Genomic DNA, 24185 nt, shown 5'->3' on the forward strand with positions numbered 1-24185 from the left:
CATGAATTTGCATCGGGCGGAAGTCAGCACACTGATCACGTCGGGCGCCCACCGTTGTCGTTCTTGATGGCGCAGGTTGGCATCAGCAAGCCAATAAGTTGCGTATCCCCGATAACCTGGCCGTAAACGTCGGGACTTGAGTTGACGAACAGTGTTTCGACGCTCTGGCGACCCGATGACGCACTCGAGTGTGCCTCTGCCGATGACCGACCTCAAGGCCGCCGCCGGTGGCGGCCCGCTGCGCGGCTGCGGGCCTTGACCGCGGCCCTCGGCAGAGAGTCCTGCTCGGTATGCCATCGATGGATCAGAGGGGTCGCACCTCGCTGGTTTCGACGCGGAACCTCTGACAGCCTTCCCCGGCTGGCCCTCTCAACCGCCGGTCAAGATTGACTCCCACTACCCCAATCGCTCATCTGGCGCCGCTTTATCCACACCGGTCCCAACCGCCATGCCCACCCACCCATCCACCACCCCAAACCTCACCCCCTGACCGATGCTTCTCGTCATCGACGCCGGCAACACCAATATCGTGTTCGCGGTCCATGACCCCTCCGGCTGGCGCGGCGTCTGGCGCATCCGCACCGACGCCCAGCGCACCTCCGACGAATACGCCGTCTGGCTCAACAGCCTGCTCACCCTTTGCGACCTCAAGCGCGACCAGATCAGCGCCGCCGTCATCGGTACCGTCGTCCCCGCCGCGCTCTACCACCTGCGCCGCCTCTGCCGCGAATGGTTCAGCGTCGAGCCGCTGATCGCCCGCGCCTCGCTCGACTGGGGCTTCGAGATCAAGGTCGACAACCCCAACGAGGTCGGCGCCGACCGCCTGCTCAACGCGCTCGCCAGCCATCGCAGCTTCGGCGGCCCGTTGATCGTCGTCGATTTCGGCACCGCCACCACCTTCGATGTGATAGACGAAACCGGAGCGTACCAGGGCGGCATCATCTGCCCCGGCATCAACCTCTCGCTGGAGGCACTGCACCAGGCCGCCGCAAGGCTGCCGCGCATCGGCATCGGCCGGCCGCAGTCGGTGATCGGCCGCTCCACCGTCCCGGCCATGCAGTCCGGTATGTACTGGGGCTATATCGGCCTGATCGAGGGCCTGCTGACCCGCATCAAGGCCGAAGTCGGCGCGCCGATGAAGGTCATCGCCACCGGCGGCCTCGCCCCGCTGTTCGCCGAGGGCACCATGATGATCGAACGCATTGTCCCCGACCTGACCCTGGATGGCCTGCGAATGTTGGCGGAGCGCAACCCCGCCCCCACATTGCCCAGGGAGAGAACCCGACTGACTGAAACTGAATAACGGAACGATACTCAAAATATGGACTCTGAATTAGGCGAACTGGCCTTCCTGCCGCTCGGCGGGACGGGCGAAATCGGCATGAACCTCAACCTCTACCGCTGGCGCGAGGCCGGTCGCGAAAAATGGCTGGCGGTGGATTGCGGCATCGGCTTCGGCGGCAGCGAACTGCCCGAGGTCGAGGTCATGATGGCCGACCCCGGGCACATCGCCGACCGCCGCGACGCGCTGCTGGGCCTGGTCATCACCCATGCCCACGAAGACCATATCGGCGCCGTCGCCTGGCTGTGGCCGCGGCTGAAATGCCCGGTCTACTGCACCCCGTTCGCCGCCGCCGTGCTGCGTCGCAAACTGGGCGAGAACGGCCTGCTCAACCAGGTCCGGATCCACGTCATCGACCCCGGCGGGACCATCGACCTGAAGCCCTTCGCGCTGCGCTTCATCCGCCTGTCGCACTCCATTCCGGAGGCCCAGGCGCTGATCATCGACACCCCGGCCGGTACCGTGCTGCACACCGGCGACTGGAAGCTCGATCCCACCCCGCTGATCGGCCCGCCGACCGACGAAGCCGCGCTGGCCGCCCTCGGCGACCGCGGCGTGCTGGCGATGGTCTGCGATTCCACCAACGCCATGGTCGAAGGCCATTCCGGCAGCGAGCTCGACGTCCGCCGCAGCCTCTCCGCGCTGATCCGCGACCTGCGCGGCCGCGTCGCCGTGACCTGCTTCGCCAGTAACGTCGCGCGCATGGAATCGGTGGCGCTGGCCGCCCACGACGCCGGCCGCGCCACCGCCATCGTCGGCCGCTCGCTGCGCAACATGGACGCCGCCGCCCGCGAGTGCGGCTACCTGAAGACCCTGCCGCCGTTCCTCACCGAGGACGACATCGACGACGTGCCCGACGACAACATCCTGCTGCTGATCACCGGCAGCCAGGGCGAGGCCCGCAGCGCGCTGTCGCGCATCGCCCGCGACGACCATCCCCGCGTCTCGCTGGGGGAGGGCGACACCGTGATCTATTCCTCGCGCATGATCCCCGGCAACGAACGCGCCATCGGCACCGTGCAGGACAACCTGGTGCGTCGCGGCGTCCGGCTGATGACCGACGACGACCATCTGGTGCACGTCTCCGGCCACCCCGCCCGCGACGAACTGCGCCGCATGTACCGCCTGGTGAAGCCGCGCTACGCGGTGCCGGTGCATGGCGAGTGGCGCCACCTCTCGGCCCACGCCGAACTGGCGCGCGAGGCCGGCGCCACCCCGTTCATGATGGAGGACGGCGACATCCTGACCTTGTCGCACAACCGCCCGGCGATCACCGACAGCGCCCCCGTCGGCCGTCTGGTGCTGGACGGCACCCGCCTGGTGCCGCTGCAGGGCGAGGTGATGGCAGCGCGGCGGCGCATGCTGTTCAACGGCATCGTCATCGCCAGCCTGGCGGTCGACCAGGCCGGCAACCTGCGCGGCCGGCCCCGGCTCAGCGCCCCCGGCCTGCTCGACCCTGATGATCCCGAAACCGCCCGCGCCGCCGATGATTTCGCCGACCAGTTGCTGGACCTGCCCGCCAGCGCCCGACGCGACGACGCTGCCCTGCAAGACGCCGCCCGCTCCGCGCTACGCCGCATCCTGGGCCGCAGGCTCGGCAAGCGGCCGATGGTCGATGTGCATCTGATCCGGGTGTGAACCGGAAATGAACTGGTTCACCGGAACCGTGCTGTTTGTCCTGATCTGGTGGACGGCACTGTTCGCGGTGTTGCCGATCGGTATCCGCCCCGTCGCCCACCCGGATCACAAAAGCGGCTGGCGCGGCGCACCCGACCGCCCACGCATTTTAAGGACTGTGGTCATGACCACAGTCCTTGCATGTATTTTATGGACCGGCAGCTATTTGCTGATACGCAGCGACTACATAAGCTTTCGACACGGCCTGTTCGCTGCGCCGAACGATTGATTATTGTTTTTTCCCGACTGCCCCGCCTCGGACAGGCGGAGGATCGTGTCCTCGGCCCGCCGGGCGGTTGGCGTTTCCTCCCCAAACCTGGTGTGCTTACCGATCGGTAGGCAACCCGCGATCCTGTTAGCCAATCCGACCTAGGCTGTCACCAGCTATTGTTACTTTTTGAGCGGATAACGGGAAGTTTATTGCCGAAAATCATTGTGCAACGCACCAAAATATCAATCTAACTGTTCCCTGCTGGTCCGGCCCGCCCGACGCCACCCGTAGCCGCTGGTTCGTCGGGCACCGGAGTGCCGACCGCCCAGAGCAAGCCGAACCCCCTCGGTCCGCCACCCGCTCGATCGGTTCCAGCGGAACGTCAGGCGCGCTTGGATCATGTGGCCCCGCGACCCGGCGGTAGCGGGTCAGCCGCAAACGCGTTACCAAGCCGCTACAAATCACCATGGAACCTCGTCTCGATGCGCCTGTCCCACGGCTTCATCCCCACGCTGAAGGAAACCCCCGCCGAGGCCCAGATCGCCTCGCACCGGCTGATGCTGCGGGCCGGCCTGGTGCGCCAGACCTCGGCCGGAATCTACGCCTGGCTGCCGCTGGGCCTGCGCGTGCTGCGCAACATCGAACGCATCGTCCGCCAGGAACAGGACCACGCCGGCGCCCAGGAAATCCTGATGCCGACCATCCAGCCGGCCGAACTTTGGCGCGAAAGCGGCCGCTACGAGGATTACGGCAAGGAGATGCTGCGGATCACCGACCGCCACGACCGCGACATGCTGTACGGCCCGACCAATGAGGAAATGGTTACCGACCTGTTCCGCCAGTCGATCCGCAGCTACCGCGAACTGCCGCAGATACTTTACCACATCCAGTGGAAGTTCCGCGACGAGGTGCGCCCGCGCTTCGGCGTCATGCGCGGGCGCGAATTCCTGATGAAGGACGCTTATTCGTTCGACCTCGACCACGCCGGCGCGGTCACCAGCTATCGCAAGATGATGCTGGCCTACATGCGCACCTTCCAGCGCATCGGCCTGAAGGCGATCCCGATGGAGGCCGACACCGGCCCGATCGGCGGCGACCTCAGCCACGAATTCATCATCCTGGCCCCAACCGGCGAAAGCCAGGTCTACTACGACGCCGCGTTCGAGGAGATCGACTACCTCTCAGCCGGCGCCGGCGGCTTCAGCCACGACGACCCCGGCGACCTCGACCGCTTCTTCGAGCTGATGACCACCCGCTACGCCGCGACCGATGAAAAGCACGATCCCGCGCGCTGGGACCAGCTCAGCACCGAGCGCCGGCGCGAGGGCAGGGGGATCGAGGTCGGCCACATCTTCCACTTCGGCACCAAATACACCCACGCCATGGCTACCACCGTGGCCGGACCCGACGGCAAGCAGGCCCATCCCGAAATGGGCAGCTACGGCATCGGCATCACCCGCCTGGTCGGCGCGGTGATCGAGGCCAGCCATGACTCCGCCGGCATCATCTGGCCCGACAGCATCGCCCCGTTCAAGGCGGCGATCCTTAACCTCAAGGTCGGCGACGCCGCCTGCGACGCAATGAGCGAGCAACTCTACGCCACATTCGGCGCCAACGCCCTCTACGACGATCGCGCCGACCGTGCCGGCGCCAAGTTCGCCGACGCCGACCTGATGGGCCATCCCTGGCAGATCGTCATCGGCCCCAGAAGCGCCGCCGCCGGTAAACTCGAACTGAAGCGCCGCGCCACCGGCGAGCGCATCGAACTCACCCCCCAGGAAGCGCTCGACCGGATCGGCTAGGAACATGATCGCAGCTTCGGCGGAACGTTCGTCGTCCGAACGACGCGCTGGTCGCGCGAATCGCGTGAATCATATGACAAAACAAAGAGTTAGACCATTTTTGGCGTGCTCAGTCATGCAGAAAATGGTCTAGATGTTCGGCCCGTTCGAACGCATGGTCGCGGGCCGCTACCTGCGCGCCCGCAAGGGCGAACGATTCGTCTCGATCATCGCCATCTTCTCCCTCGTCGGCATCGCCCTCGGCGTCGCCACGCTGATCGTCGTCACCTCGGTCATGAGCGGCTTTCAGGCCGAACTGGTGACCCGCATCCTCGGCCTGAACGGTCACATCACGATCGACGCCTACGCCGGCCGCAAGCTCGACGACTACCAACCCCTGGTGACCAGGATCCGAGCCATCCCCCAGGTCGCCTCCGCCACCCCGGTGCTCGACGGCCAGGCGCTGCTGAGCACTCAGGCCGGCGGCGCCCGCGGCGGCCTGGTCCGCGGCATCAGCCTGGATGACCTGCGCGCCCTGCACCCGATCAGCGACCACATCGTCGCCGGCAGCCTGACCAACTTCACCGGCGATGACGCCATCGTCGTCGGCGTCGGCCTGGCCACCACCTACCGGCTGCGGATCGGTGATCCGCTGACCGTCATCTCGCCCGAGGGCGCTGCCACCGCGTTCGGCACCATCCCCCGGGTGCGCGCCTACAAGGTGGTGGCGGTCTTCGATGCCGGGCTGAACGACTACAACACCGGCGTCGTGTTCCTGCCGCTGCCGGCCGCCCAGGTGTTCTTCCAGAAACCCGCCGCCGTCACCGGCATCGAGATCAGGCTGCACGACCCCGACCAGGTCGACGCCGTCGGCCGCGAGCTCACGCCGCTGCTGCAAGGCCGCCCGGTCTACGCCCGCGACTGGCGCCACGCCAACGACACCATCATCGGCGTGCTGCAGGTGCAAAAAGACACCATGTTCATCGTGCTCGGCATGATCGTGCTGGTGGCGGCGTTCAACGTCGTGTCCTCGCTGATCATGCTGGTAAAGGACAAGCGCGCCGACATCGCCGTGCTGCGCACCCTGGGCGCCGGCAGCTTCTCGGTGATGCGCATCTTCCTGATGTGCGGCGCCTTCGTCGGCGTCACCGGCACCCTCATCGGCACCCTGATCGGCGTCGTGTTCTGCCACAACATCGTCGCCATCCAGCACTTCGTCGAGCACATCACCGGCGGCCGCGTATTCGACGCCTCGGTGTTCATGCTGACCGAACTGCCCAACACCATCGACTGGGCCGACGTCGCAGAGGTCGTGGCCCTCGGGCTGATCCTGTCGCTGCTGGCCACACTCTACCCAAGCTGGCGCGCGGCGCGCACCGACCCGGTAGAAGCGCTACGACATGAGTGATCCATTGCGCCCGCACGCCACTATCCGCCCCGGCCCGGTAAAAGCGCCGCGCCATGACTGATCCGCTGGTACTGCGCGCCGTCACCCGCACCTACCGCGGCGACGCCGGCGACCTGGCGGTGCTGCGCGGCGCCGACCTGACGGTGCGCGCCGGCGAGATCGTCGCCCTGGTCGCCCCCTCCGGCGCCGGCAAATCCACCTTGCTGCACACCGCCGGACTGCTCGACCGCCCCGATGCCGGCGCCGTGCTGATCGAGGGCCGCGACGCCGGCAACCTGCCCGACGCCGCCCGCACCGCGATCCGCCGCGACACCATCGGCTTCGTCTATCAGTTCCACCACCTGCTGGCCGAGTTCACCGCGCTGGAGAACATCGTGCTGCCGCAGATGATCGCCGGCCGCCCCCGGCGCGCCGCCGACGACCGCGCCCGCACCCTGCTGACCGCGTTCGGCCTCGCCCCGCGCCTCGGCCACCTGCCCGGCAAGCTGTCCGGCGGCGAACAGCAGCGCGTCGCCATCGCCCGCGCCCTGGCCAATGCCCCGAAACTGCTGCTAGCCGATGAACCGACCGGAAACCTCGACGTCGCCACCGCCGAGGCGGTGTTCGCCGAACTGCTGCGGGCCGTGCGCGATCATGGCCTGGCGGCGCTGATCGCCACCCACAACCCCGACCTGGCTGCCCGCATGGACCGCACGGTCACGCTGCGCGACGGGAGGCTGGTGTAGCTACCTCGGGCGACCGCATATAACGGCCAGGCGCTCGACAAACGGAATCCATGGTTCGGGCCGCTGTTACGAGGTGTACAACCCGACATCCGATGCTTCATGGTCGATCATCCCAAGGATTGATGATCTGACGACAGATTCCCTCGAAATCGGCTACATTCCGGGTAACTACCGTCATCCCGTGCACAAGCGCCGTCGCGGCGATCAACGCATCGCGTTCCGAGCGGGGAGCCGCGACGTGCAAACCTGCGCACCGTTTGGCAACGGCCGTATCCACCGGCAAAACACGGCCGTCAAAAACCGGCAGAACACGATGGTCCATCCAGGCGCGCAGCACCGCGCCCTGTGCCTGATCCCTTCGTTCGATCAGCAGGATGCCACGCTCCAGTTCCAGGATGCTGATCGCGGACAAAAACAAGGCTGACGGCAGGATGCCCTTTGCCCAGACAGTTACGTTGCGGTCAGCCTTGCCATCCCTGGCCTTGCGCAATTCGGAAACGACATTGGTATCAAGCACATACATCAGGCCAACAAGTCGACAGGACGAGACACCAAAGCTTCAATGCGCGGCGGCTCGAAATCGATCTCCGCCACCCCAGGCATTGCCAGCAGATCTGTGATGCTGACCTGGCTATCGGTGAGCCTTCGGTAGTCGTCGATGGTCAGGAGGACATGAGCCGGCGATCCACGATCTGTAATGAAAACAGGGCCGTCCTTGGCAGCTTTTTTGGCTCGACTCGTGTCCTGGTTGAACGCCCGGCTGGACAATGTGGTAACCGGCATTGGGGACATCTCACGAAAACTGTAGCTATGTTACTACATTGAGCGCTTATGTTCAACCCGTTGCGTGCTAAGCCCGCCCGGTAACCGCTTTGACAACCGATATGGCACCATCCATCAAGACATCATGGAACGCACGCGATGATGCAGATGTCGGTCACCATGCACCCGATCTGGCAGACCGGCGGTGTCATCCTCGCCGCTGCCATCGTCGCTGCCCTGCTGCTGCAGATCGTGGCGCACCGCATCCTGCCGATCAGTTTGCGGCGCGAACAAACCGAGCTTGGCGCGGCGATCTTCTCGGTGGTCGGCGTGACCTACGCCGTCCTGCTGGCGTTCATCGCCACCGCCGCGTGGGAGCAGTACAGCGCCGCCGAAGCGCTGGCCCGCCACGAGGCCGCCCTGATCGGCAACATCTACCGCGTCAGCCATGGCCTGCCCGAACCCGCCGGCACCCAGATTCGCGCCGAATTGACCGCCTATCTCACCCACATCATCGATGTCGAGTGGCCCGCCCAGATCGCCGGCGAGGCCATCCCGCCCTCGGAACCCCTGCTCACCATGCTCGATCAGGCCATGCTGCGGGCCAAGCCCGCCGACATCGAGCAATCCAACGCCCAGACCTTCCTGATCGGAGCGCTCAGCGATGTCGCCACCGCCCGCCGCGACCGTCGTCTGGCGAGCCACGGCACCATCCCCGAACTGGTCTGGGTCGTGCTGCTGTCCGGCGGTGCCCTGATGGTGGCGTTCAGCTTCATACTGGGCGGCCCCACCCCGGCTATGCATCTGCTGATGACGGCGATCCTGGTGGCCTCCGGGGTGCTTGTTCTGCTGCTGATCGTCGGCCTGAGCTCACCGTTCCACGGCGCGCTGACCATCCCCCCCGATGCGTATACCGGCGTGCTCGCCGAAATCAGGGCGTCGCCGTGACTGAAACCGCATCGCCACCGGCGCCTGGTCGTCAGCGCCTGGTCGTCAGCGCCTGGTCGCCAGGGGTCAGCTCGAATGTCCTGTCACCCAGGCGGCAAGTCACCCAGCCAGCAAGGCAGCCGAGGTATCCTGCAGAGCCAGCAGGCACTTGATCGTGAATTCCACCTGATCATAGAAATGTTCCGGATCCAACTTGCTGATCTCACCGTCATCGGCAATCGCGACAAGATACTGAGGCACCGGAATATAGCCGATTGCAGGTATTTTCGCTCGATGGAACGGTCCCCCCTCACCGGAGAACGCGCCGCCGCTGAGCACCGCCGCCCGGTCCAGGAGGCCCACCAAGGATTGGTCGACTATGCTCAATAGGGCGGGATCAGCGGGACCAGGTTGGTCCAACTGAAAGCTCGGTTGCGTAACATAGCATCTGGCTTGCTCCAACTTGCCGGTCGCAGCGTACTCCAGACCCGAATCCGTCTCGACATCCTCCCACTCGTTACAACCGAAGTGTTCGATCGTCAGGCTGGCGACAGTATTGCTGATGATCTGCGGGTGCTGTGCTATCCAGTCGCCGCTGGACCCGAGATAGAGGTGGCTAAAGTGTCCCGTTGCCACCATGAATGCAATGCTTCTCGGGCGTTGCGACTGCGGGATACGCGCAAAGTATCGCGCCACGTGAAGAAGCGCGATGCCTCCATTCTCCTCGGCGATGTTGGGACCGTCGGAGTGCGTATTGCACACCAGGAACTGGTCATCAGCGGAGCCGTAGTTCGCCCCGGGAAGAATGCCCCATACAGTACTGGTAGCCACCTGGTTGATCGTGGCTTCAAGCGCGATCGTGACCTCGGTGTTTTGTCCGGCGAGATTATCCTTGACCCATGTGCCGGTCCCTTCGGTCACCCACAATGCCGGTATTCCACCGGTCGTCGCCGCCGGATCCGAACCCTTTTGGCTGCCTTGCGGATACGACGAGAATGGTGCCTCAAACGGAGCGTACTGGCCCGCCGCATTCCCGTCCGAAATACCCACCCACCCAAGGATAACGCCCAGCACACCAGCGTTGGTCGCGTTAGAGATATCCGGCGGATCTTGAATGGAGTACGTCGGGTTCGCCGCGATTGAAAGGCTTTCTTGGTTGACTTGCCCGCTGTCGTAAGTTTCGTTAACGTTATAGATCGCCGGCGTCACAAAACTGCTGCCTAGCGTAACGGGATAGTCCACATAGGCAATTTTGCCTGACGCATCGGCCCAGTTGATGCTTCCGGTTCCGGCGAATGTGCCCAGGTTTATCACCGACGCGGTTCCGCTGGTTGTCGGCGGGATGATTTTGACATTGACGCCGTCGGCTCGCGGGTAGCCTCCTCCGACGCCGGAAGCCGCCAGCGCGGTGGCTGGAACAAGCGGCAATCTTGCCCCGGTGAAACCGCCAGTGCAGTAAGGGAAATAAGACGCGACCGGAATCTCTTGCCCTGCCGCCGACAGACCCCACGAGGTTGCCGCCCAATTGGGGTAGTTGTCGAAGGTATCCTCAAAAACCCGGCCCCCGACTGGCTCGAGAATATCGGTAAGTTGCCGGCGCAGATACGCGACGTATCGCCTGTGGTGTGGCTGGCCGCACAGCCTCGTCGGGCCAAACTCGTCGTTCACGCGGAGCAACTCTGCCCACATTTTCGACGGGCTGGCCAAGTCGTTCAGCCTGAATTCGGCGGCCGCCGAAGACGTGGCCCGCAAGCCAGCCGCCAGCGGAAGCGACGCCGTCACCCCCTTGATAAATCCACGCCGCGGAATTGGCATGACATTCCCCCCGTTTTTGCGGCTAACCGGCGCCACTATTGGTTTTCTTCCTAATCTACGATACCGCGACAGGGCAAATCGGCCGCCTCCACTCATCGGCCAGCCATCGATACGTCCCGGCACCGACGTGGCGAGCGCCGCGTCTGGTCAAGCGGCATGAAAGCAGAGATCCCGCTGGCAGATCGTCAGCCGCCCCGCGCCAGCCCTTGTCCGAGCGGCGACTTTGGCGAGGGTGTCAGGGATTGCCCAGGCAAAGCAGGACTGAGCGGATTCCATCGAGCTACGCTATGCAAGTTAGGCGCGACGCTCGCAATGGCAGATCCGCTCAGCGGCTGGATCAGCGCGGCGGGATCTGACAAAAGCCTACATCGCCGGTTTGCCGAGGTCAGGCGCGCTGCCCAGGCTCAATGTCCGCGCGCATTCAAATCGCGATCGCGTAAGCCGGCCGCCGAGGATCCGCCCCGGCGCCAATCAACCCGGTCCCGGGATCGCTCACGATCGCCTCCACCGAACCGGCCAGCCAGGTCCACTCCGGCCAGTCCTGGATGATGTGCCCGCGCGCCTCCAACTCGTCCCTGGCGGTGCGATCGATGCGTCCCTCCACCGCCAGACGCCCGGGGAAATACTCGAACGGCGCGAATGACGACGGAAACGAATACGACGCCACCCGGGGCGCCTCGATCGCGCTCTGCGGGTCCATCCCGAAATGCATCACGTTCAGCACCACCTGCAGCATCGCCTGGATCTGCACATCGCCCCCCGGCGTGCCGAACGGCATCACCCCTCCCGCCTCGGTCACCAGCATCGCCGGGTTCGGCGTCAGCCTGGGCCGCTTGCCCGGCGCCACCCCCGCCGGATGCGCCGGATCAGGCCGGCTTTGCGAGCCCCGCCCCGACGGCGTGATCCCCAACCCCGGCACCACCGGCACATTGCCCGACCCATCCGATGGCGTTGCACTGAACGCGTTGCCCCAGCGATCCACCACACAGCAGTACGAGGTATCCGCCTCCACCCTCGGCAGCTCCGCCGCGCTACCGGCGAACGACCGGCCCCAGTCACCCGATCCAGGGGCCCCCAATCCAGGGCCCCCCGCCAGCGGCGCCGGCATCGCCCCGAACGCCCGATCGCCCTTGATCATCGCCGCCCTGGCCGCGATCGTCGCCGGATCCAGCAGCCAATCCAGCGGCACATCGACAAATCGCGGATCGCCGAAATAATACTCCCGATCCGCCAGCGCCAGGTTCAGGCACTCGACGATCCGGTGCAGGTAATCCGCCGAGTTGTGCGCCAGCCCGTCGATCCCAACCTGCTCGACCAGCGCCAACGCCTGCTGCAGCGCCGGCCCCTGGCACCACGCGCCGCAGGTGATCAACTGGTGTCCGCGCCAGCCGCGCCGCACCACCGGCTCGATCGCCGACCCGTACCCCGCCAGGTCGTCCATCGACAGGTAGCCGCGTTCTTGCTCCTGGAACCGCACGATCGCGCGCGCGATATCGCCGCGGTAGAACGCATGGTGCGCCGCATCCAGCCCGGCCAGCCGATCCGGCCCAGCGGCGCGATCCTGGTCGGCCATGAACTGCATGGTCCGCGCCAGATCGGTCTGCACGAATTTTTCGCCCGCCTTGGGCACGCGCCCATTCGGCAGATACACCGCCGTATTCGACGCCCAACGCCGATACTCCTCCGCATGCGACCCGATCGAGCGTTCCAGCAACGGATACACCGCGAATCCCTCTTGCGCGAACCGGATCGCCGGCGCCGCGACATCGGCGAACCGCATCGTGCCATGCCGGCGCAGCGCGGTGATCCAGGCATCCGGCGCCCCCGGCACCACGGTGCGCAGCACGCCGTCGGGGATCGTTCCGCCATGATCGCGCATGAACAGATCCGCCGGCAGCGTCTTCGGCCACCACCCCAGACCGGCGATGCTCTCGGTAGTGCCGTCCGCCAGCCGGATCAGGATCGGCGCCACCCCGGCGAAGTTCACCAGGTCGGGCTGCAGCACCCCTAGCGCGATGCCCGCCGCCACCCCCGCATCGATCGCGTTGCCGCCCGCCTCCAGAACCCCGAACCCCGCCGCGGCGGCCAGGTAATGCCCCGCCGATACCGCGTGCCTGGTGCCATAGACCGTCGGGCGATGGGTCATGCGCCGTGTCCTTATTCTGTTGCTCGGGGACTGTTCCGCTGGCTGCACCGTGCGGCAAAACCACCCGGCGGTCCAGACCGTCCCAAGATCGTCCCGGGGCGCCGGTTGACACGGCTCCGAGGCCTGTATCACATGCCGCCGCCGGTTGTTGCGCATCCGGTTGGCTGCGACACCTTGAATAGACAATCGTCATATCCAACGGCAGGGTTCGTTGCGATACGGCGCGGGGAGTGAAACCGAATGAAGTCCACGATCCTGGCGCTCGCTCTGCTGTGTGCCGCCGCCGCCGGCCCGGCGCAGGCCCAACCGGGCGCCACCGCCGCGCCAGCCGAGATCAAGATCGGCGCCCTCTACGCCAGCTCCGGCGCGTTCGCCAGCATTTCGATGCCGGTATTCGATGGCTTGAAACTCTGGGTCGATCAGGTCAACGCCGCCGGCGGCGTCCAGGTCAAGCCGTTCGCCAAGAAGATCCCGATCAAGCTGATCGCCTACGACGACCAGAGCAGCACCGCCACCGCCGCCACCCTGTATAACCAGTTGATCACCCAGGACCACGTCGATCTGCTGGTCGCTGATTCCGGCTCTGTATTGACATCGGTCGGCGTGCCGATCGCGCGCGAGCACAAGCAGTTCCTGTTCGACGTCTCCGGCACCGGCGCCGCGTTCTTCACCAAGGACAACCCCTACATCGCGCTGATGGCCGCCCCGGTCTCCTCGATCTGGCCGCACTACATCTCCGACTTCCTCGACGATGAGGGCGCCAAGCAAGGCATCAAGACGGTGGCGATCCTGTATTCCACCAACGACTTCACCGGCACCCAGGCCGCCGCGCTGAAGGGCTTCTTCCAGCATGACGGCAAGGTCAAGATCGTCTACGACCAGGGCGTGCCGACCAGCACGTCGAACTATACCGTACTGCTCAACAACATCGCCGCGCTCAATCCTGACGCGGTGCTGGAACTTGGTTACGTCGGCAACGACATCGCCTTCCTGCGCAACCTGCAGGACAGCGGCAACCAGTTCCGCTTCGTGTTCACCATCTACGCCGGCACCGAAAAGGACGAGATCCAGAAGAACGTCGGGATCCCCGCGATGACCCACATCTTCAGCTACGTGCCGCCGTCGAACTATGAATACACCCCCAATTTCGGCATGACCCAGCAGCAGTTCCGCGCCGCGTGGGAGAAAAAATATCCACCCTCGTCCGGCGTCGAATTCGGCGCTAACGCGGTCTACGGCTACATGACCGGCCTGGTGATCGAACGCACCCTCGCCACCACCAAAAGCCTCGGCCAGATGGACATCCACGACGCCGTGTTCGCGCTGTCCGACAAGTTGAAGACCCTGGACGGCACTTTCACCCTGCGCCAGGACGGCGCCCAGATCGGTGAGGTCACGCCGCTGGGCCAGCTACAGCCCAAGGGCAAGAACGAACTCGACCTGGTCGCGGTCTATCCGCCCGACCTGGCCAAGGGCAAGGCAGTCCTCGGCAAGTGATCCGCCGACCCAAGGCCGCCCCCGTCGCCCAACCGCGTCACCGATCCGCGCGCCACCGCCGGCCCGACCGGTCCATGACCGGGCGACCCACGCCAGCCACCCCGACATGCTGACCGGCGCCATCGTCGCCGGCGTCGTGTTTGGCCTCTATTACACCCTGGTGGGCCTCGGCCTGAACCTGGTGTTCGGCGTCATGCGCATCGTCAACCTCGCGCACGGCGACTTCATGATGCTGGGCGGCGTCGCCGCCTGCCTGCTGTACGCCGGCTTCGCCGTGCATCCGCTGGTCGCCGTCGTCCTGGTGATCGTCGTCTTCGTGCTGATCGGCCTGCCGATCTACTACCTGGTGGTGCCCCGCCTGCTGCGATCGCGCGACGCCGAGATGCTGTCGCTGATCCTGTTCTTCGGCCTGTCGCAAATGATCGAGGCGCTCACCACCATCGCCCTAGGCGCCACCGAGCGGTCACTGCCGCCCCGGCTGCTGGGCGTCGGACCCTTCATCCTGCTGGGCACCCGGCTGCCCAAAGCCTGGATCTTCAGCGCCGCCGCCAGCGCCATCGCCGTCCTACTTGTGTATCTCTACCTGTATCGCACCCGGCTCGGCACGTTAACCCGAGCGGTCATGGTCAGCCGGGACGAGGCGTTGGCCACCGGCATCGATGTCAACTTCGTCTCCGCCCTGGCGTTCGGCATCAGCATCGCGTTAGCCGGAGTGGCCGGCGTGTTCGCCCCCTTCATCCTCGGCAGCATCACCCCCAACATGGGCGTTGCCATCAACATCACCGCCTTCGCCGTGATCGTCGTCGGCACCCTCGGCAATCCGCTCGGTACCCTGCTGGGCGGCATCATCTACGGCGTGTCGCTGATGCTGATGCAGACCTACCTCAGTTCCTGGGCCAATCTGTTGCCCAACCTCTTGCTGATCGCGGTGCTGCTGGTGCGCCCCGAGGGCCTGCTGGGAAGGCAGGTGCGGCGTGCCTGACACCGCCGCCGAGGCCCGCACGAGGCTGATCCGGCGGGTTGCGCTGGATACTGCGATCGCCGCCGCCGTGGTCGTCGCCATGGGCGTCGTCCGAGGCGTCTATTCCAACGAACTGATGCTGTTCAACTTCATCGTCTATCTCGCCCTGGCCCAGGGCCTCAACATCATATATGGTTTCACCGGATACCTTCCCTTCGGCTATGTCGGATTTTACGGGGCAGGGGCCTACGGCTTCTCGCTGGTGGTGATGCACCTGCACGCCCCCGCGCTGCTGGGGATGGTCGCGGCCGCCGCCGCCGCCCTGGTGCTCGCCGTCATCCTGCTGCCGCTGCTGCGCCTGTCTGGCGCCTACTTCGCCATCGCCAGCCTGGCCGCCGCCCAGGCGGTCTACGAAATCGTCGCCAACCCCGATCTGCAAGACATCACCAAAGGCCCCTACGGCGTCTCGCTGTCCGGCGTGTTCGCCCCGGCGTTCTCCTACTACACCGCCTTGGCGGTCCTGGCCTTCGCCCTGGCTCTGGTGGTGTGGCTGCGCAACTCCCGCTTCGGCATGTCGTTGCAAGCGATCCGAGATGATTCCATCAGCGCCGCCATGGCCGGCGTGTCGGTGGTGCGCGGCCGCACCATCGCTTGGCTGCTGTCGGCGCTGGTCGCCGGCCTGGTTGGCGGCGTGTTCGCCTGGCACATCTCGGTGTTCTACCCCGAAACCGCCTTCGACCTCAGCGTCTCGATCTTCGCCACCGTGTTCCTGCTGTTCGGCGGCGCCACCACGCTGTCCGGCCCGCTGCTGGGCGTGTTCATCCTGTATGGCATCTACAATGTCATCGGCATCGCTGTGCCGCAGTATTTCCAGTTCACCTACGGTGCGCTGATCGTGCTGCTGGTGCTGTTCCTGCCCAACGGCCTGGTGTCTCTGCTGACCAGCCGAGGCATCCGTGTCCCCTGAACCGCTTTCCCCTGAGCCGCTGCGGCCTGAACCACTGCCCCCCGAACCGCAACCGCCTGAACCGCCGCGGCCTGCATCGCTGCTCCATGAACCGCTGCTCAGCGTCGATCATCTGGTCAAGCGTTTCGGCGGCTTCCGAGCGCTCGACGGCGTCAGCTTTCACCTCAACCAAGGCGAGGTGCTGGGACTGGTCGGCCCCAACGGCTCCGGCAAGACCACCTGCATCAACGTGATCTGCGGCCTCTATCCCCCCGATGGCGGCTTGGTGATCTACAACGGTCGCCCGATCGGCCGCGAGAAATCCCACCGCCTGGTGAAAGCCGGCATCAACCGCACCTTCCAGTCGCCGCGCCCGTTCCTGTCGCTGACGGTGCGCGAAAACATCGAGGTCGCGGCGCATTACGGCGAACCCCGACCCGGCTTCGACATCGACGCGCTGCTGGCGCTGCTTGAACTGGATCGCTACGCCCAGCGCCCGGCCGCCGAACTCAACAGCGCGCAACAAAAAACCCTGGACCTCGCCCGCGCGATGGCCACCGAACCCCGCCTGCTGCTGGTCGACGAACTCGCCGCCGGCCTCAACCCCGCCGAACTGTCGCGCATGGCAGAACGCCTGCGTGCGCTGGCCGATGCCGGCATGGCCCTGCTGGTGGTCGAGCACCTGATGGGCTTCATCGACCAGGTCACCGACCGCGTCGTCGTCATGGCCGCGGGAAAAGAGTTCTTCGGCGGAACGTTGGCCGACGCCACCCGCGACCCCGAGGTCATCCGCGTCTTCCTGGGCGGCGGCCACCATGGCTGAACCTGGGTCAACCGAACCGACAACGATCCTGCGCGCCGCCAACATCGAGGCAGGCTACGGCCGCGTCCAGGTGCTCTGGGGCGCGGGCCTCCAGGTCCAGGACAACCAAAGCGTGGTCCTGCTGGGTGCCAACGGCGCCGGCAAGACCACCTTGCTGAAGGTGATCGTCGGCCTGCTGCCGGCCTGGCGCGGCGCCGTCCATCTCGGCCCCAACGAGGTCACCACCTGGCGCACCGACCGCCGCGTCCGCCGCGGCATGGCCTACATGTCCGAGATCGGCGTCTTCCCCGGCCTGTCGATCGAGGAAAACCTGCGCGTCGGCGGCCAGTTCATCGAACGCTCAACGCTACGCCACCGTATCGAGGAAGTCTACGCCGACTTCCCCGACCTCGCCCAGCGTCGCGGCGCCCTCGCCGGCAGCCTGTCCGGCGGCCAGCGCAAGATGCTCGGCATCGCCAAGGCGCTGGCCTCCTCGCCGCGGCTACTGGTGATGGATGAACCCTCGGCCGGCCTGTCGCCGTTGTTCGTCGGCCAGGTGATCGAGGTGCTCAGCCGCTTCCGCGCCGCCGGCCTGGCGATGCTGATCGCCGAACAGAACGTTGCCTTCCTGGATCTCGCCGATCGGGTGTTCACGCTGGATGGCGGCCGCATCCGCTTCGACGGCAGTGTGGCGGAGTTGCAAGCCGATGACGGGCTGCACCGGACGTATTTCGGGCTGGCGTGAAGCGGATTCAGGCATGATCGCGCTGAGTGGGACGTCTGCGGCCCGTGCCATCACCGGGCCGCGACGCATCTTCGAAAACGCTCGGTTTCGAACGGAAGGTTCCGACCTCTAATCTTCTGAAGGGTGGCTCCGCGAAACCTGCTATAATGACGCATGATTTCGATTCGAGGTTCGAATGGTACACATTTATGGGTCGCTTGACATTGCAAATGATCTTAGGTCGCGGCGTGAGGTGCTGTTTGGGTTGATCGCAGCCTTCGCGAGCGTCGTGGTCAGTGCAGAATTGCAGCAACCGCCGCTTTGGAAGGAACCAAAATTGCCTTCATGCGAAGCTCGCCCTAGTCCCTTCAGCGCGGCATTCTCCAGCGACTTCGGGGCTGGCGTTGGTATGCAGTGCAACCTGTCTGACCTGCCAGCATCACCAAAGGTGATCGTTAAAAACGCGCCCCCTTTTATCTCGGTGGGTCGCCCTAGTTTTTGATGGTTTAGTGCAGCGACTCCTAAGAACCGCACCAAATGGCGCGGCCGAACCCGTCATCCATAGCTGGACCTACAAGATCGGCGAGGCGGCGTGATAAGAGTCGATCTATGGAAACGCTGTACTAGTGTAACGACTGGCTTGGACGTTCGCTCAAAGGAAGCATAGAAACGATATCGCGGAAGCGAACAAACCGGCGTCCACCTCTTGCTTTACTGATGCCGGAGCCATCGCCGGACAGCAGCAACCCTCTGTTGACGCCAGACGTAGCCTTTCTGCCATTGATCCTGGCGCGTCATAGCAACATCCACGAACATGCCCAAATACACATGCGTCCAGAATGCAATGAACATGGCGACATAGGAAAGCTCGATGGCAAACCGAGAGATGTACGGCTGCGGATATGATTTCCCAAGCAACACGACGATGCTTGCAATGGCAAGACCCATATAGATACCAGAGAGTTGCGTGCTGAGGCAGGTCTTTATGCCGTCCATTGCCGCAGCCCACGCACCACGAGTGACCATCGCCACGCAGATGATAGCAATGGCGAACTGTGGAGCCAGCCGGTTGCGGTCACACGCCAAAAAGGCCGTTGCTGACGCGAGGATAAGAACCTGTTCCAGCGTCGTGGTCAGGTTTCGGTAACGGCGCAGCCATAACACAACATGGCTGACCATTTTCATAACGCCACGATTATAGTGAAGTGGCGGTTGATCGTCGGAACTCATCGAACGCTCCTGAAAGCTTAAATCGGGGCGCGGAATCTGCTACACCCGCTGCTTCAGAGCCAAGATAAATCCTGGAGTCGCCGGAGTGTGCCGGAGAACACATTCGCTTGATTGTGGTTGCGATGTCGTGAGCTACATGAGCCTATCCGACCCAAGTATCGCGTGCCTATCAAGTACCTACAGGCAGATATTCCGCAGTGCGCGCAACAGCGATTAATAACGAGTAACTAGCATATCACTGGAAGATTGGCTAGGGAACCATAATCCCTTGGTCCACAACTCGATTCAGACGGGCCATTTCAACTTCTTCACGACTTCGGAGCATTTCGCGGCAAACCTTGCCGCTCGCACTGCCCTGGATCTTGCATCGGTTCATTGCGGGTTCGCAAATTCGTTGCAGTGCTGCCGACTTTGCGCGACGGCTGGTTCCAGCGACGAAAGTCGTGAAGGTCAACTTCGCCAACTCAGGTCTACAAGTCTTACCGGATCGGCCTGCCGCCAGCCGGCATCTGGCCGGTCCTCCTCACCCCAACCCCATCCGCTTCAACTCCGCCTCCCGATCCAAAAACTGATGCTTCAACGCCCCCAGCACATGCAGCGCGACCAACGCGTACAGCGCGTACCCCGCCCACACATGCACCGCGAACCACTCGGCATGAAAAGCCTCCTTCGGCCCCGCCGGCATATCCCGGATCGCCGCGATCCGAAACCACGGGATCACCCAGAACAGCCGCAGCGGATGCGCCGCCGCATTCTTGAACGCCGAGTCATGCAGCCAGCCTGAAATCGGCAGCAGCAAGATCAACCCATACAACCCCGCATGCGCCAGATGCGCGCCCACCCGCTCCACCCGCCGATACCCGCTGGGCAGCGGCGGAGGCGGATGCGACAGCCGCCACAGAATCCGCACCAGCACCAAACCCAGCACCGTCAACCCGAACGACTTGTGCAAGTCGATCGCCGGACGGCCCCACGTATCGGGCAGCGCATCGGCGCTCAGTCCGAGCACCACGTTGACCACGATCAGCGCGGCGATCACCCAATGCAGCACGATCGCCACCCGCGTATAGCGAGCGGCCCGCGGCGGGGCCGGCACCCCACCGGATGATTGAGTGACTATTTGTGACACTGGCTGGAATATTCGCCGCCCGGCGACAGTTTCAAGCTAGCCGCTTACACCACGGGATCTGTTTCCGCCCCATGTCGTCCTTCACGCTTGACCTGGAACGGGCGCGCCACGCCACCTCGCCGCGCTATGCACCGCCACCGACACCGCTGCGCGCCGTGCTGATCCATGGCGGTATAACGCTGCTGTGGGTCCTGCTGTTCCTGCGCGCCTTCGGAGCCGAGACTGTCTTCGCCTGGTCGATCGGGGTCGCCTATATCGCCTACGACACCGCCTTGCTGCTGTTTGTTTTTGTCCAGACCCTGCCGCTTGTCCGCCGCGCAAAACGGGCCGCGCCACGCGGGCAAGACGCACCCGGACAACATCAACCCCGCACCCTCGGCGTGATCATCGCCGCCCACAACGAGGCTGCCGTGCTGCCGCAAACCCTGGCCGCGCTGTTCGACCAGACCCCACCGCCTGAAGCAATCGTGATCGCCGACGACGGATCCACTGACGCCACCGCCGACCTGCTCGCTCGCCTCTACCAACTGCAACCCCCCGCCCTCGGCGAGATCAGCGCGGCCAGCCCACACCACCCCAGCTTGCGGTGGCTGCGCCTGCCACACCAAGGCAAGGCCCGCGCGCTCAACGCGGCCCTCGAATCCATCGGCACCGACCTGGTCATGACCGTCGATGCCGACACCCTGCTGGACCCCGGCGCGGCCGCCGCGATGCGCCACGCGTTCAGCGCCGACCCGTCCCTCGTCGCGGCGACCGGCGTGCTGTTTCCGGTCTGCTCGGCAACCGCCGGCGGCCACCTGCTGCAGTGGTTCCAGACCTACGAGTACATGCGCAACTTCCTCTCGCGCTACGCCTGGGCGCGCCAGGACGGGCTGCTGCTGATCTCCGGCGCGTTCGCCGCCTACCGCCGCCAACCGGTGCTGGCGGTCGGCGGCTTCGACACCGACTGCCTGGTCGAGGACTACGAACTCTCCCACCGCCTGCTCAACCACGCCGCCGCGCACGCCTTGGGCTGGCGCACCGACGTGATCGGCGCAGCCCGAGCGCTGACCGACGCGCCCAGCACGATCGGCGCCTTCCTGCGCCAGCGGCGACGCTGGTTCGGCGGCTTCCTGCAGACCCAGCTATGGTATCGCCACATGATCGGCGCCCCCGGCTACGGCCGCCTCGGCACCCGCATGTTGCCGGTCAAGGCATTCGATACCATGCAGCCGCTATACGGCCTCACCAGCATCATCCTGCTGATCGGTTACGCGCTGACCGGACGCGACACGGTGGTCAATCCGGTCGCCGGGATCATCGGCGGCAAGATCGCGCTCGATCTGCTGTTCTACCTCTGGTCGATCGTGCTGTATCGCCACTGGGTCGGTCCGCGCGCGCGGGTCAACATCGGCTGGGCGGTGCTGGCGGCGTTGATCGAGCCGTTCAGCTTCCAGCTGCTGCGCCACAGCGGGGCGGCGCTCGGCTGGGTCACGTTCATCACCGGGCAGCACCGCTGGGACCCACGAAAGCCCAACAAATTCGTTCCTTAAACAGACCGATGATCCCGCGACATCGGCCCGCGCTGGCTGCTCCCGCTATTTGCAACTTCGCGCGGTGGCCGGTTTTCAGCCCAAAGTTCCTAATATGTTCTTGACATTTGGCCCCGACTGAGCCAGCATCACCCCGTGATTTCTACAAGTGGTTTCAATAACAGGAGGACCCATCGATGCCGGTATCGCCCGTCCCATCCGGCTACCACACACTCACCCCCTACCTGATCGTCAACGGCGCCGCCCGCGCGCTGTCCTGGTACGGCGAAGCCTTTGGCGCCAGGGAGCAGATGCGCCTGCCGGCACCCGGCGGCCGCATCGGCCACGCCGAGATGGAGATCGGCGACAGCCGCTTCATGTTGGCCGACGAAGCTCCCGCCCATGACGCCAAGGCGCCCGCTGCGTTCGGCGGTTCGCCGGTCAGCCTGCACCTCTATGTTGCCGACGTGGACGCCATGATGGCCAAGGCGGTCGCCGCCGGCGCCACGGTGAAAAGCCAGCCCGAGGACAAGTTCTACGGCGACCGCCTGGGCACGCTGACCGATCCGTTCGGCCACACCTGGCACATCGCCACTCATATCGAGGACATAACGCTGCCCGAAATCGAACGCCGCATGAACGCCATGTCCTCCTCGACCTGACCGCGCATCGACCCGGTCGGCGAAAACCCTGCTGGCTGGGGTGCCAACGATCCCGGCCAGCGCAATGCTGGCTCGTTGCTCAACCATCGCGGCCGCTTGCCGCTTGCGACCGCGATGACACCCACCCCCGGGCCAACCACGGCCGGACAGTAGTCGACTCCGCCGTGTCGATCGGGCTGGACGGTAATCGATCCCGCCGCCGGGCCGACCACGGCCGGCACGCTCCCGACCCCGGTCGCACTCACCGCTCGGTCGCCTGTCCGTTACCCAGACTTAATGCAGTCAGCGACCACCACGCACCCGCCAAAGCCCGCAAACCCGCCGCCGCCCACGGTCCACCCCCGCGGCGCTACGCAAGCCGTGATTTCAAGCCGGCCAAAGATGCGTCTATCACCACGCATCCGAACCGCCAACGACGCGCCCGATCGGCGATTTTCTCACCCCCGAAACCCAATCTGCACAGTTTGTTAACATCCCGTCCGGTATAGGGACCCGCGTGAGATACCTGACCGACTTCGCTGACCAAGCCGTCATCATCCCGCTAGTGATCGCGATCGCGATCGGCCTCGCCTTTCAAGGCTGGCGCCGCGGTGCATCCGCCTGGCTGCTGGTGGTGGCCGCAACCTTCAGCGTCATGTTGGCGCTGAAATTGATGTTTCTGTCGTGCACGCCGGTGTTCGGCCCGTTCGACGTGCGCAGCCCCAGCGGACACGTCGCCGCCGCCACCATGGTGGCCGGTGGCCTGGCCGCCATCCTCAGCGGTCGCCGCGACATCATCCTGCCGGTGGCCCTGCTCGCCGCCGTCGTGGTCGGCATCTCCCGCCTGGTGCTCGGCGCGCACTCACTGCCCGAGGTCGTGCTCGGCGCCGCCGTCGGACTGACTGGTGCCATCGCATTGCTGCGTTTCTCGGGAGCGCCGCCGCGCCTGAACATCGCACCGCTGGTCGCGGTGATGGTAGCCGTCGCGGTGCTGTTCCACGGCCTTCACCTGCCGGCCGAGGCCGCGATCCGCCACACCGCCTACGCCGTCGCGAAATATGTCCCCGTCTGCCGCGGCACGCCACAATTCCAGCGCCATTTGGCCAATTGATGCAGCGTCCTGACAGCTCGACGACGGCGCTCCGGTCGAAGCGGCGCCAAGAGTTGCAACGACGTGGTGGCGCGAATCACAGCGGACCCTGCCGCTCGCAGGCCTCGACATAAGATCTCAGGACGGCGTTCACCTGGGTCTGCCAGCCCGCGCCTTGGCCTTATGAACCAGTCGATAACCTCGGCATCGAGCCGCATGGCGTTTCGCTGGCCGCCCTTCCGGCATGAAGACGCCCACCAAGCGCCAGGATGCCTCATCCGGGCCATGCTACTCTGTGTCCGCCTGCGCGGCGACTTCCCACCTCTGCAGGCGTCAGCGCGGCAACCCGGTCTCTGTCCGTCGTGCTGTCCGCTTCGCGGAACGTAACGTCTGGCTGCGGAATCAAAGGTTTTGTACAGGATTGAGCCATGAGGCGGCGGGCTACCCTTTAGATGAGCAGGCCGCCGTCCCAACCCGGCGAGGGGGGTTACTTCCCGCCGGAAACGCGACCCTTCTTGGTCTCTGCTGTGGCCTTATGACTGCCAGCCATGGTGCTCTTGTTGCCCGGAACGACCGTCGATCCGGTTGCTCCACCCTTGTGCGGGCTTGCAGCGGCAGTCGATTCCGCCGTTTTACCAGTCGTTGTCTGTGCCAAGGCACCTGTCAGCGGGCTGATCGCCAGCATAACGGCCAATACGATGTTGCGTTTCATGTTCACTCCGAAGGCAGCGGATTGGCACATTGCCAAACCCAGAACGTATCATTGAAGCAAAACGAGGCTCTACTATGGCACATCCGTGGCGCGAGAATGTGCGAATCGAGCAACACGATTCCGCCAATGTGCCTAGGCGCGCCAAAAG

General features: G+C 65.0%; 22 protein-coding genes. 15 read left to right on the forward strand and 7 right to left on the reverse strand.

The window, feature by feature from the left end; translation table 11 throughout:
- Positions 1 to 493: 493 nt before the first annotated feature.
- The 6 genes from ACQY4Y_RS13730 to ACQY4Y_RS13755 all read left to right on the forward strand — a co-directional run bounded on the left by ACQY4Y_RS13730 (position 494) and on the right by ACQY4Y_RS13755 (position 7144).
- Positions 494 to 1303: a type III pantothenate kinase gene (locus ACQY4Y_RS13730; RefSeq protein WP_428491173.1), complete on the forward strand. Its 810-nt coding sequence runs from the start codon at positions 494 to 496 to the stop codon at positions 1301 to 1303.
- An 18-nt stretch (positions 1304 to 1321) separates the two neighbouring features.
- On the forward strand, positions 1322 to 2980 hold the full coding sequence (locus ACQY4Y_RS13735; RefSeq protein WP_428491174.1) for a ribonuclease J: 1659 nt from the start codon (positions 1322 to 1324) through the stop codon (positions 2978 to 2980).
- A gap of 7 nt (positions 2981 to 2987) precedes the next feature.
- Positions 2988 to 3248: a DUF1467 family protein gene (locus tag ACQY4Y_RS13740; RefSeq protein WP_428491175.1), complete on the forward strand. Its 261-nt coding sequence runs from the start codon at positions 2988 to 2990 to the stop codon at positions 3246 to 3248.
- Positions 3249 to 3712: 464 nt separating this feature from the next.
- Positions 3713 to 5032 (forward strand): proline--tRNA ligase, encoded by a 1320-nt coding sequence (proS, locus tag ACQY4Y_RS13745; RefSeq protein WP_428491176.1) that lies wholly within the window; start codon positions 3713 to 3715, stop codon positions 5030 to 5032.
- 133 nt (positions 5033 to 5165) lie between these two features.
- The gene (locus ACQY4Y_RS13750; RefSeq protein ID WP_428491177.1) at positions 5166 to 6419 is read left to right on the forward strand and encodes a lipoprotein-releasing ABC transporter permease subunit; all 1254 of its coding nucleotides are present in this window, start codon (positions 5166 to 5168) and stop codon (positions 6417 to 6419) included.
- 53 nt (positions 6420 to 6472) lie between these two features.
- Positions 6473 to 7144, forward strand: a complete 672-nt coding sequence (locus ACQY4Y_RS13755; protein ID WP_428491178.1) for an ABC transporter ATP-binding protein — start codon at positions 6473 to 6475, stop codon at positions 7142 to 7144.
- 97 nt (positions 7145 to 7241) lie between these two features.
- Here the strand turns inward: ACQY4Y_RS13755 and ACQY4Y_RS13760 are convergent, their stop codons facing one another.
- Together ACQY4Y_RS13760 and ACQY4Y_RS13765 are read right to left on the reverse strand one after the other, a co-directional pair.
- Positions 7242 to 7667: a type II toxin-antitoxin system VapC family toxin gene (locus ACQY4Y_RS13760; RefSeq protein ID WP_428491179.1), complete on the reverse strand. Its 426-nt coding sequence runs from the start codon at positions 7665 to 7667 to the stop codon at positions 7242 to 7244.
- Positions 7667 to 7927 carry a type II toxin-antitoxin system Phd/YefM family antitoxin gene (locus ACQY4Y_RS13765; protein ID WP_428491180.1) on the reverse strand — a complete coding sequence of 87 codons (261 nt, stop codon included), beginning with the start codon at positions 7925 to 7927 and terminating at the stop codon, positions 7667 to 7669. The genes ACQY4Y_RS13760 and ACQY4Y_RS13765 overlap by 1 nt, the downstream gene beginning before the upstream one ends.
- 138 nt (positions 7928 to 8065) lie before the next feature.
- Between ACQY4Y_RS13765 and ACQY4Y_RS13770 the strand changes: the two genes are divergently transcribed.
- Positions 8066 to 8854, forward strand: coding sequence for a hypothetical protein (locus tag ACQY4Y_RS13770; protein WP_428491181.1), 789 nt, complete (start codon positions 8066 to 8068; stop codon positions 8852 to 8854).
- A gap of 99 nt (positions 8855 to 8953) precedes the next feature.
- Here the strand turns inward: ACQY4Y_RS13770 and ACQY4Y_RS13775 are convergent, their stop codons facing one another.
- Complete coding sequence (locus tag ACQY4Y_RS13775; protein WP_428491182.1) at positions 8954 to 10648, reverse strand: hypothetical protein; 1695 nt, start codon at positions 10646 to 10648, stop codon at positions 8954 to 8956.
- Positions 10649 to 11069: 421 nt separating this feature from the next.
- Positions 11070 to 12794 (reverse strand): gamma-glutamyltransferase family protein, encoded by a 1725-nt coding sequence (locus tag ACQY4Y_RS13780; protein WP_428491183.1) that lies wholly within the window; start codon positions 12792 to 12794, stop codon positions 11070 to 11072.
- A gap of 240 nt (positions 12795 to 13034) precedes the next feature.
- Here ACQY4Y_RS13780 and ACQY4Y_RS13785 point away from each other — a divergent pair, with 240 nt between their 5' ends.
- The 5 genes from ACQY4Y_RS13785 to ACQY4Y_RS13805 all read left to right on the forward strand — a co-directional run bounded on the left by ACQY4Y_RS13785 (position 13035) and on the right by ACQY4Y_RS13805 (position 17745).
- Positions 13035 to 14291 (forward strand): ABC transporter substrate-binding protein, encoded by a 1257-nt coding sequence (locus tag ACQY4Y_RS13785; RefSeq protein ID WP_428491184.1) that lies wholly within the window; start codon positions 13035 to 13037, stop codon positions 14289 to 14291.
- A gap of 106 nt (positions 14292 to 14397) precedes the next feature.
- A complete protein-coding gene (locus ACQY4Y_RS13790; RefSeq protein WP_428491185.1) occupies positions 14398 to 15273 on the forward strand; it encodes a branched-chain amino acid ABC transporter permease in 876 nt (291 codons plus the stop codon).
- On the forward strand, positions 15266 to 16219 hold the full coding sequence (locus ACQY4Y_RS13795; RefSeq protein WP_428491186.1) for a branched-chain amino acid ABC transporter permease: 954 nt from the start codon (positions 15266 to 15268) through the stop codon (positions 16217 to 16219). The genes ACQY4Y_RS13790 and ACQY4Y_RS13795 overlap by 8 nt, the downstream gene beginning before the upstream one ends.
- Complete coding sequence (locus ACQY4Y_RS13800) at positions 16209 to 17021, forward strand: ABC transporter ATP-binding protein (protein WP_428491187.1); 813 nt, start codon at positions 16209 to 16211, stop codon at positions 17019 to 17021. Before ACQY4Y_RS13795 ends, ACQY4Y_RS13800 begins: the two co-directional genes overlap by 11 nt.
- Entirely contained in the window at positions 17014 to 17745 is a 732-nt protein-coding gene (locus tag ACQY4Y_RS13805; protein WP_428491188.1) for an ABC transporter ATP-binding protein, read from the forward strand. Before ACQY4Y_RS13800 ends, ACQY4Y_RS13805 begins: the two co-directional genes overlap by 8 nt.
- Before the next feature lie 690 nt (positions 17746 to 18435).
- Here ACQY4Y_RS13805 and ACQY4Y_RS13810 read toward each other — a convergent pair.
- Together ACQY4Y_RS13810 and ACQY4Y_RS13815 are read right to left on the reverse strand one after the other, a co-directional pair.
- A complete protein-coding gene (locus tag ACQY4Y_RS13810) occupies positions 18436 to 18954 on the reverse strand; it encodes a hypothetical protein (protein WP_428491189.1) in 519 nt (172 codons plus the stop codon).
- 523 nt (positions 18955 to 19477) lie between these two features.
- A complete protein-coding gene (locus ACQY4Y_RS13815) occupies positions 19478 to 20083 on the reverse strand; it encodes a cytochrome b (protein WP_428491190.1) in 606 nt (201 codons plus the stop codon).
- A gap of 71 nt (positions 20084 to 20154) precedes the next feature.
- On the opposite strand from ACQY4Y_RS13815, the gene ACQY4Y_RS13820 reads away from it, so the two are divergent.
- The 3 genes from ACQY4Y_RS13820 (at position 20155) to ACQY4Y_RS13830 (ending at position 23346) form a co-directional block, all read left to right on the forward strand.
- Positions 20155 to 21615, forward strand: coding sequence for a glycosyltransferase family 2 protein (locus tag ACQY4Y_RS13820; RefSeq protein WP_428491191.1), 1461 nt, complete (start codon positions 20155 to 20157; stop codon positions 21613 to 21615).
- Positions 21616 to 21791: 176 nt separating this feature from the next.
- Positions 21792 to 22256 (forward strand): VOC family protein, encoded by a 465-nt coding sequence (locus ACQY4Y_RS13825; RefSeq protein ID WP_428491192.1) that lies wholly within the window; start codon positions 21792 to 21794, stop codon positions 22254 to 22256.
- A 496-nt stretch (positions 22257 to 22752) separates the two neighbouring features.
- Positions 22753 to 23346: a phosphatase PAP2 family protein gene (locus tag ACQY4Y_RS13830; RefSeq protein ID WP_428491193.1), complete on the forward strand. Its 594-nt coding sequence runs from the start codon at positions 22753 to 22755 to the stop codon at positions 23344 to 23346.
- Positions 23347 to 23812: 466 nt separating this feature from the next.
- Here ACQY4Y_RS13830 and ACQY4Y_RS13835 read toward each other — a convergent pair whose 3' ends face one another.
- Positions 23813 to 24037: a hypothetical protein gene (locus tag ACQY4Y_RS13835; RefSeq protein WP_428491194.1), complete on the reverse strand. Its 225-nt coding sequence runs from the start codon at positions 24035 to 24037 to the stop codon at positions 23813 to 23815.
- Between the last annotated feature and the right edge of the window lie 148 nt (positions 24038 to 24185).

The sequence above is a fragment of the Rhodopila sp. genome (assembly GCF_965277165.1).
Taxonomy (GTDB): domain Bacteria; phylum Pseudomonadota; class Alphaproteobacteria; order Acetobacterales; family Acetobacteraceae; genus Rhodopila.

What these genes read in the sequence shown, in the direction of transcription:
- ACQY4Y_RS13730 (WP_428491173.1), top strand. Translation starts at nt 494, where the DNA reads ATGCTTCTCGTCATCGACGCCGGCAACACCAATATCGTGTTCGCGGTC.
- ACQY4Y_RS13735 (WP_428491174.1), top strand. Translation starts at nt 1,322, where the DNA reads ATGGACTCTGAATTAGGCGAACTGGCCTTCCTGCCGCTCGGCGGGACG.
- ACQY4Y_RS13740 (WP_428491175.1), top strand. Translation starts at nt 2,988, where the DNA reads ATGAACTGGTTCACCGGAACCGTGCTGTTTGTCCTGATCTGGTGGACG.
- proS (WP_428491176.1), top strand. Translation starts at nt 3,713, where the DNA reads ATGCGCCTGTCCCACGGCTTCATCCCCACGCTGAAGGAAACCCCCGCC.
- ACQY4Y_RS13750 (WP_428491177.1), top strand. Translation starts at nt 5,166, where the DNA reads ATGTTCGGCCCGTTCGAACGCATGGTCGCGGGCCGCTACCTGCGCGCC.
- ACQY4Y_RS13755 (WP_428491178.1), top strand. Translation starts at nt 6,473, where the DNA reads ATGACTGATCCGCTGGTACTGCGCGCCGTCACCCGCACCTACCGCGGC.
- ACQY4Y_RS13760 (WP_428491179.1), bottom strand. Translation starts at nt 7,667, where the DNA reads ATGTATGTGCTTGATACCAATGTCGTTTCCGAATTGCGCAAGGCCAGG.
- ACQY4Y_RS13765 (WP_428491180.1), bottom strand. Translation starts at nt 7,927, where the DNA reads ATGCCGGTTACCACATTGTCCAGCCGGGCGTTCAACCAGGACACGAGT.
- ACQY4Y_RS13770 (WP_428491181.1), top strand. Translation starts at nt 8,066, where the DNA reads ATGATGCAGATGTCGGTCACCATGCACCCGATCTGGCAGACCGGCGGT.
- ACQY4Y_RS13775 (WP_428491182.1), bottom strand. Translation starts at nt 10,648, where the DNA reads ATGCCAATTCCGCGGCGTGGATTTATCAAGGGGGTGACGGCGTCGCTT.
- ACQY4Y_RS13780 (WP_428491183.1), bottom strand. Translation starts at nt 12,794, where the DNA reads ATGACCCATCGCCCGACGGTCTATGGCACCAGGCACGCGGTATCGGCG.
- ACQY4Y_RS13785 (WP_428491184.1), top strand. Translation starts at nt 13,035, where the DNA reads ATGAAGTCCACGATCCTGGCGCTCGCTCTGCTGTGTGCCGCCGCCGCC.
- ACQY4Y_RS13790 (WP_428491185.1), top strand. Translation starts at nt 14,398, where the DNA reads ATGCTGACCGGCGCCATCGTCGCCGGCGTCGTGTTTGGCCTCTATTAC.
- ACQY4Y_RS13805 (WP_428491188.1), top strand. Translation starts at nt 17,014, where the DNA reads ATGGCTGAACCTGGGTCAACCGAACCGACAACGATCCTGCGCGCCGCC.
- ACQY4Y_RS13810 (WP_428491189.1), bottom strand. Translation starts at nt 18,954, where the DNA reads ATGAGTTCCGACGATCAACCGCCACTTCACTATAATCGTGGCGTTATG.
- ACQY4Y_RS13820 (WP_428491191.1), top strand. Translation starts at nt 20,155, where the DNA reads ATGTCGTCCTTCACGCTTGACCTGGAACGGGCGCGCCACGCCACCTCG.
- ACQY4Y_RS13825 (WP_428491192.1), top strand. Translation starts at nt 21,792, where the DNA reads ATGCCGGTATCGCCCGTCCCATCCGGCTACCACACACTCACCCCCTAC.
- ACQY4Y_RS13835 (WP_428491194.1), bottom strand. Translation starts at nt 24,037, where the DNA reads ATGAAACGCAACATCGTATTGGCCGTTATGCTGGCGATCAGCCCGCTG.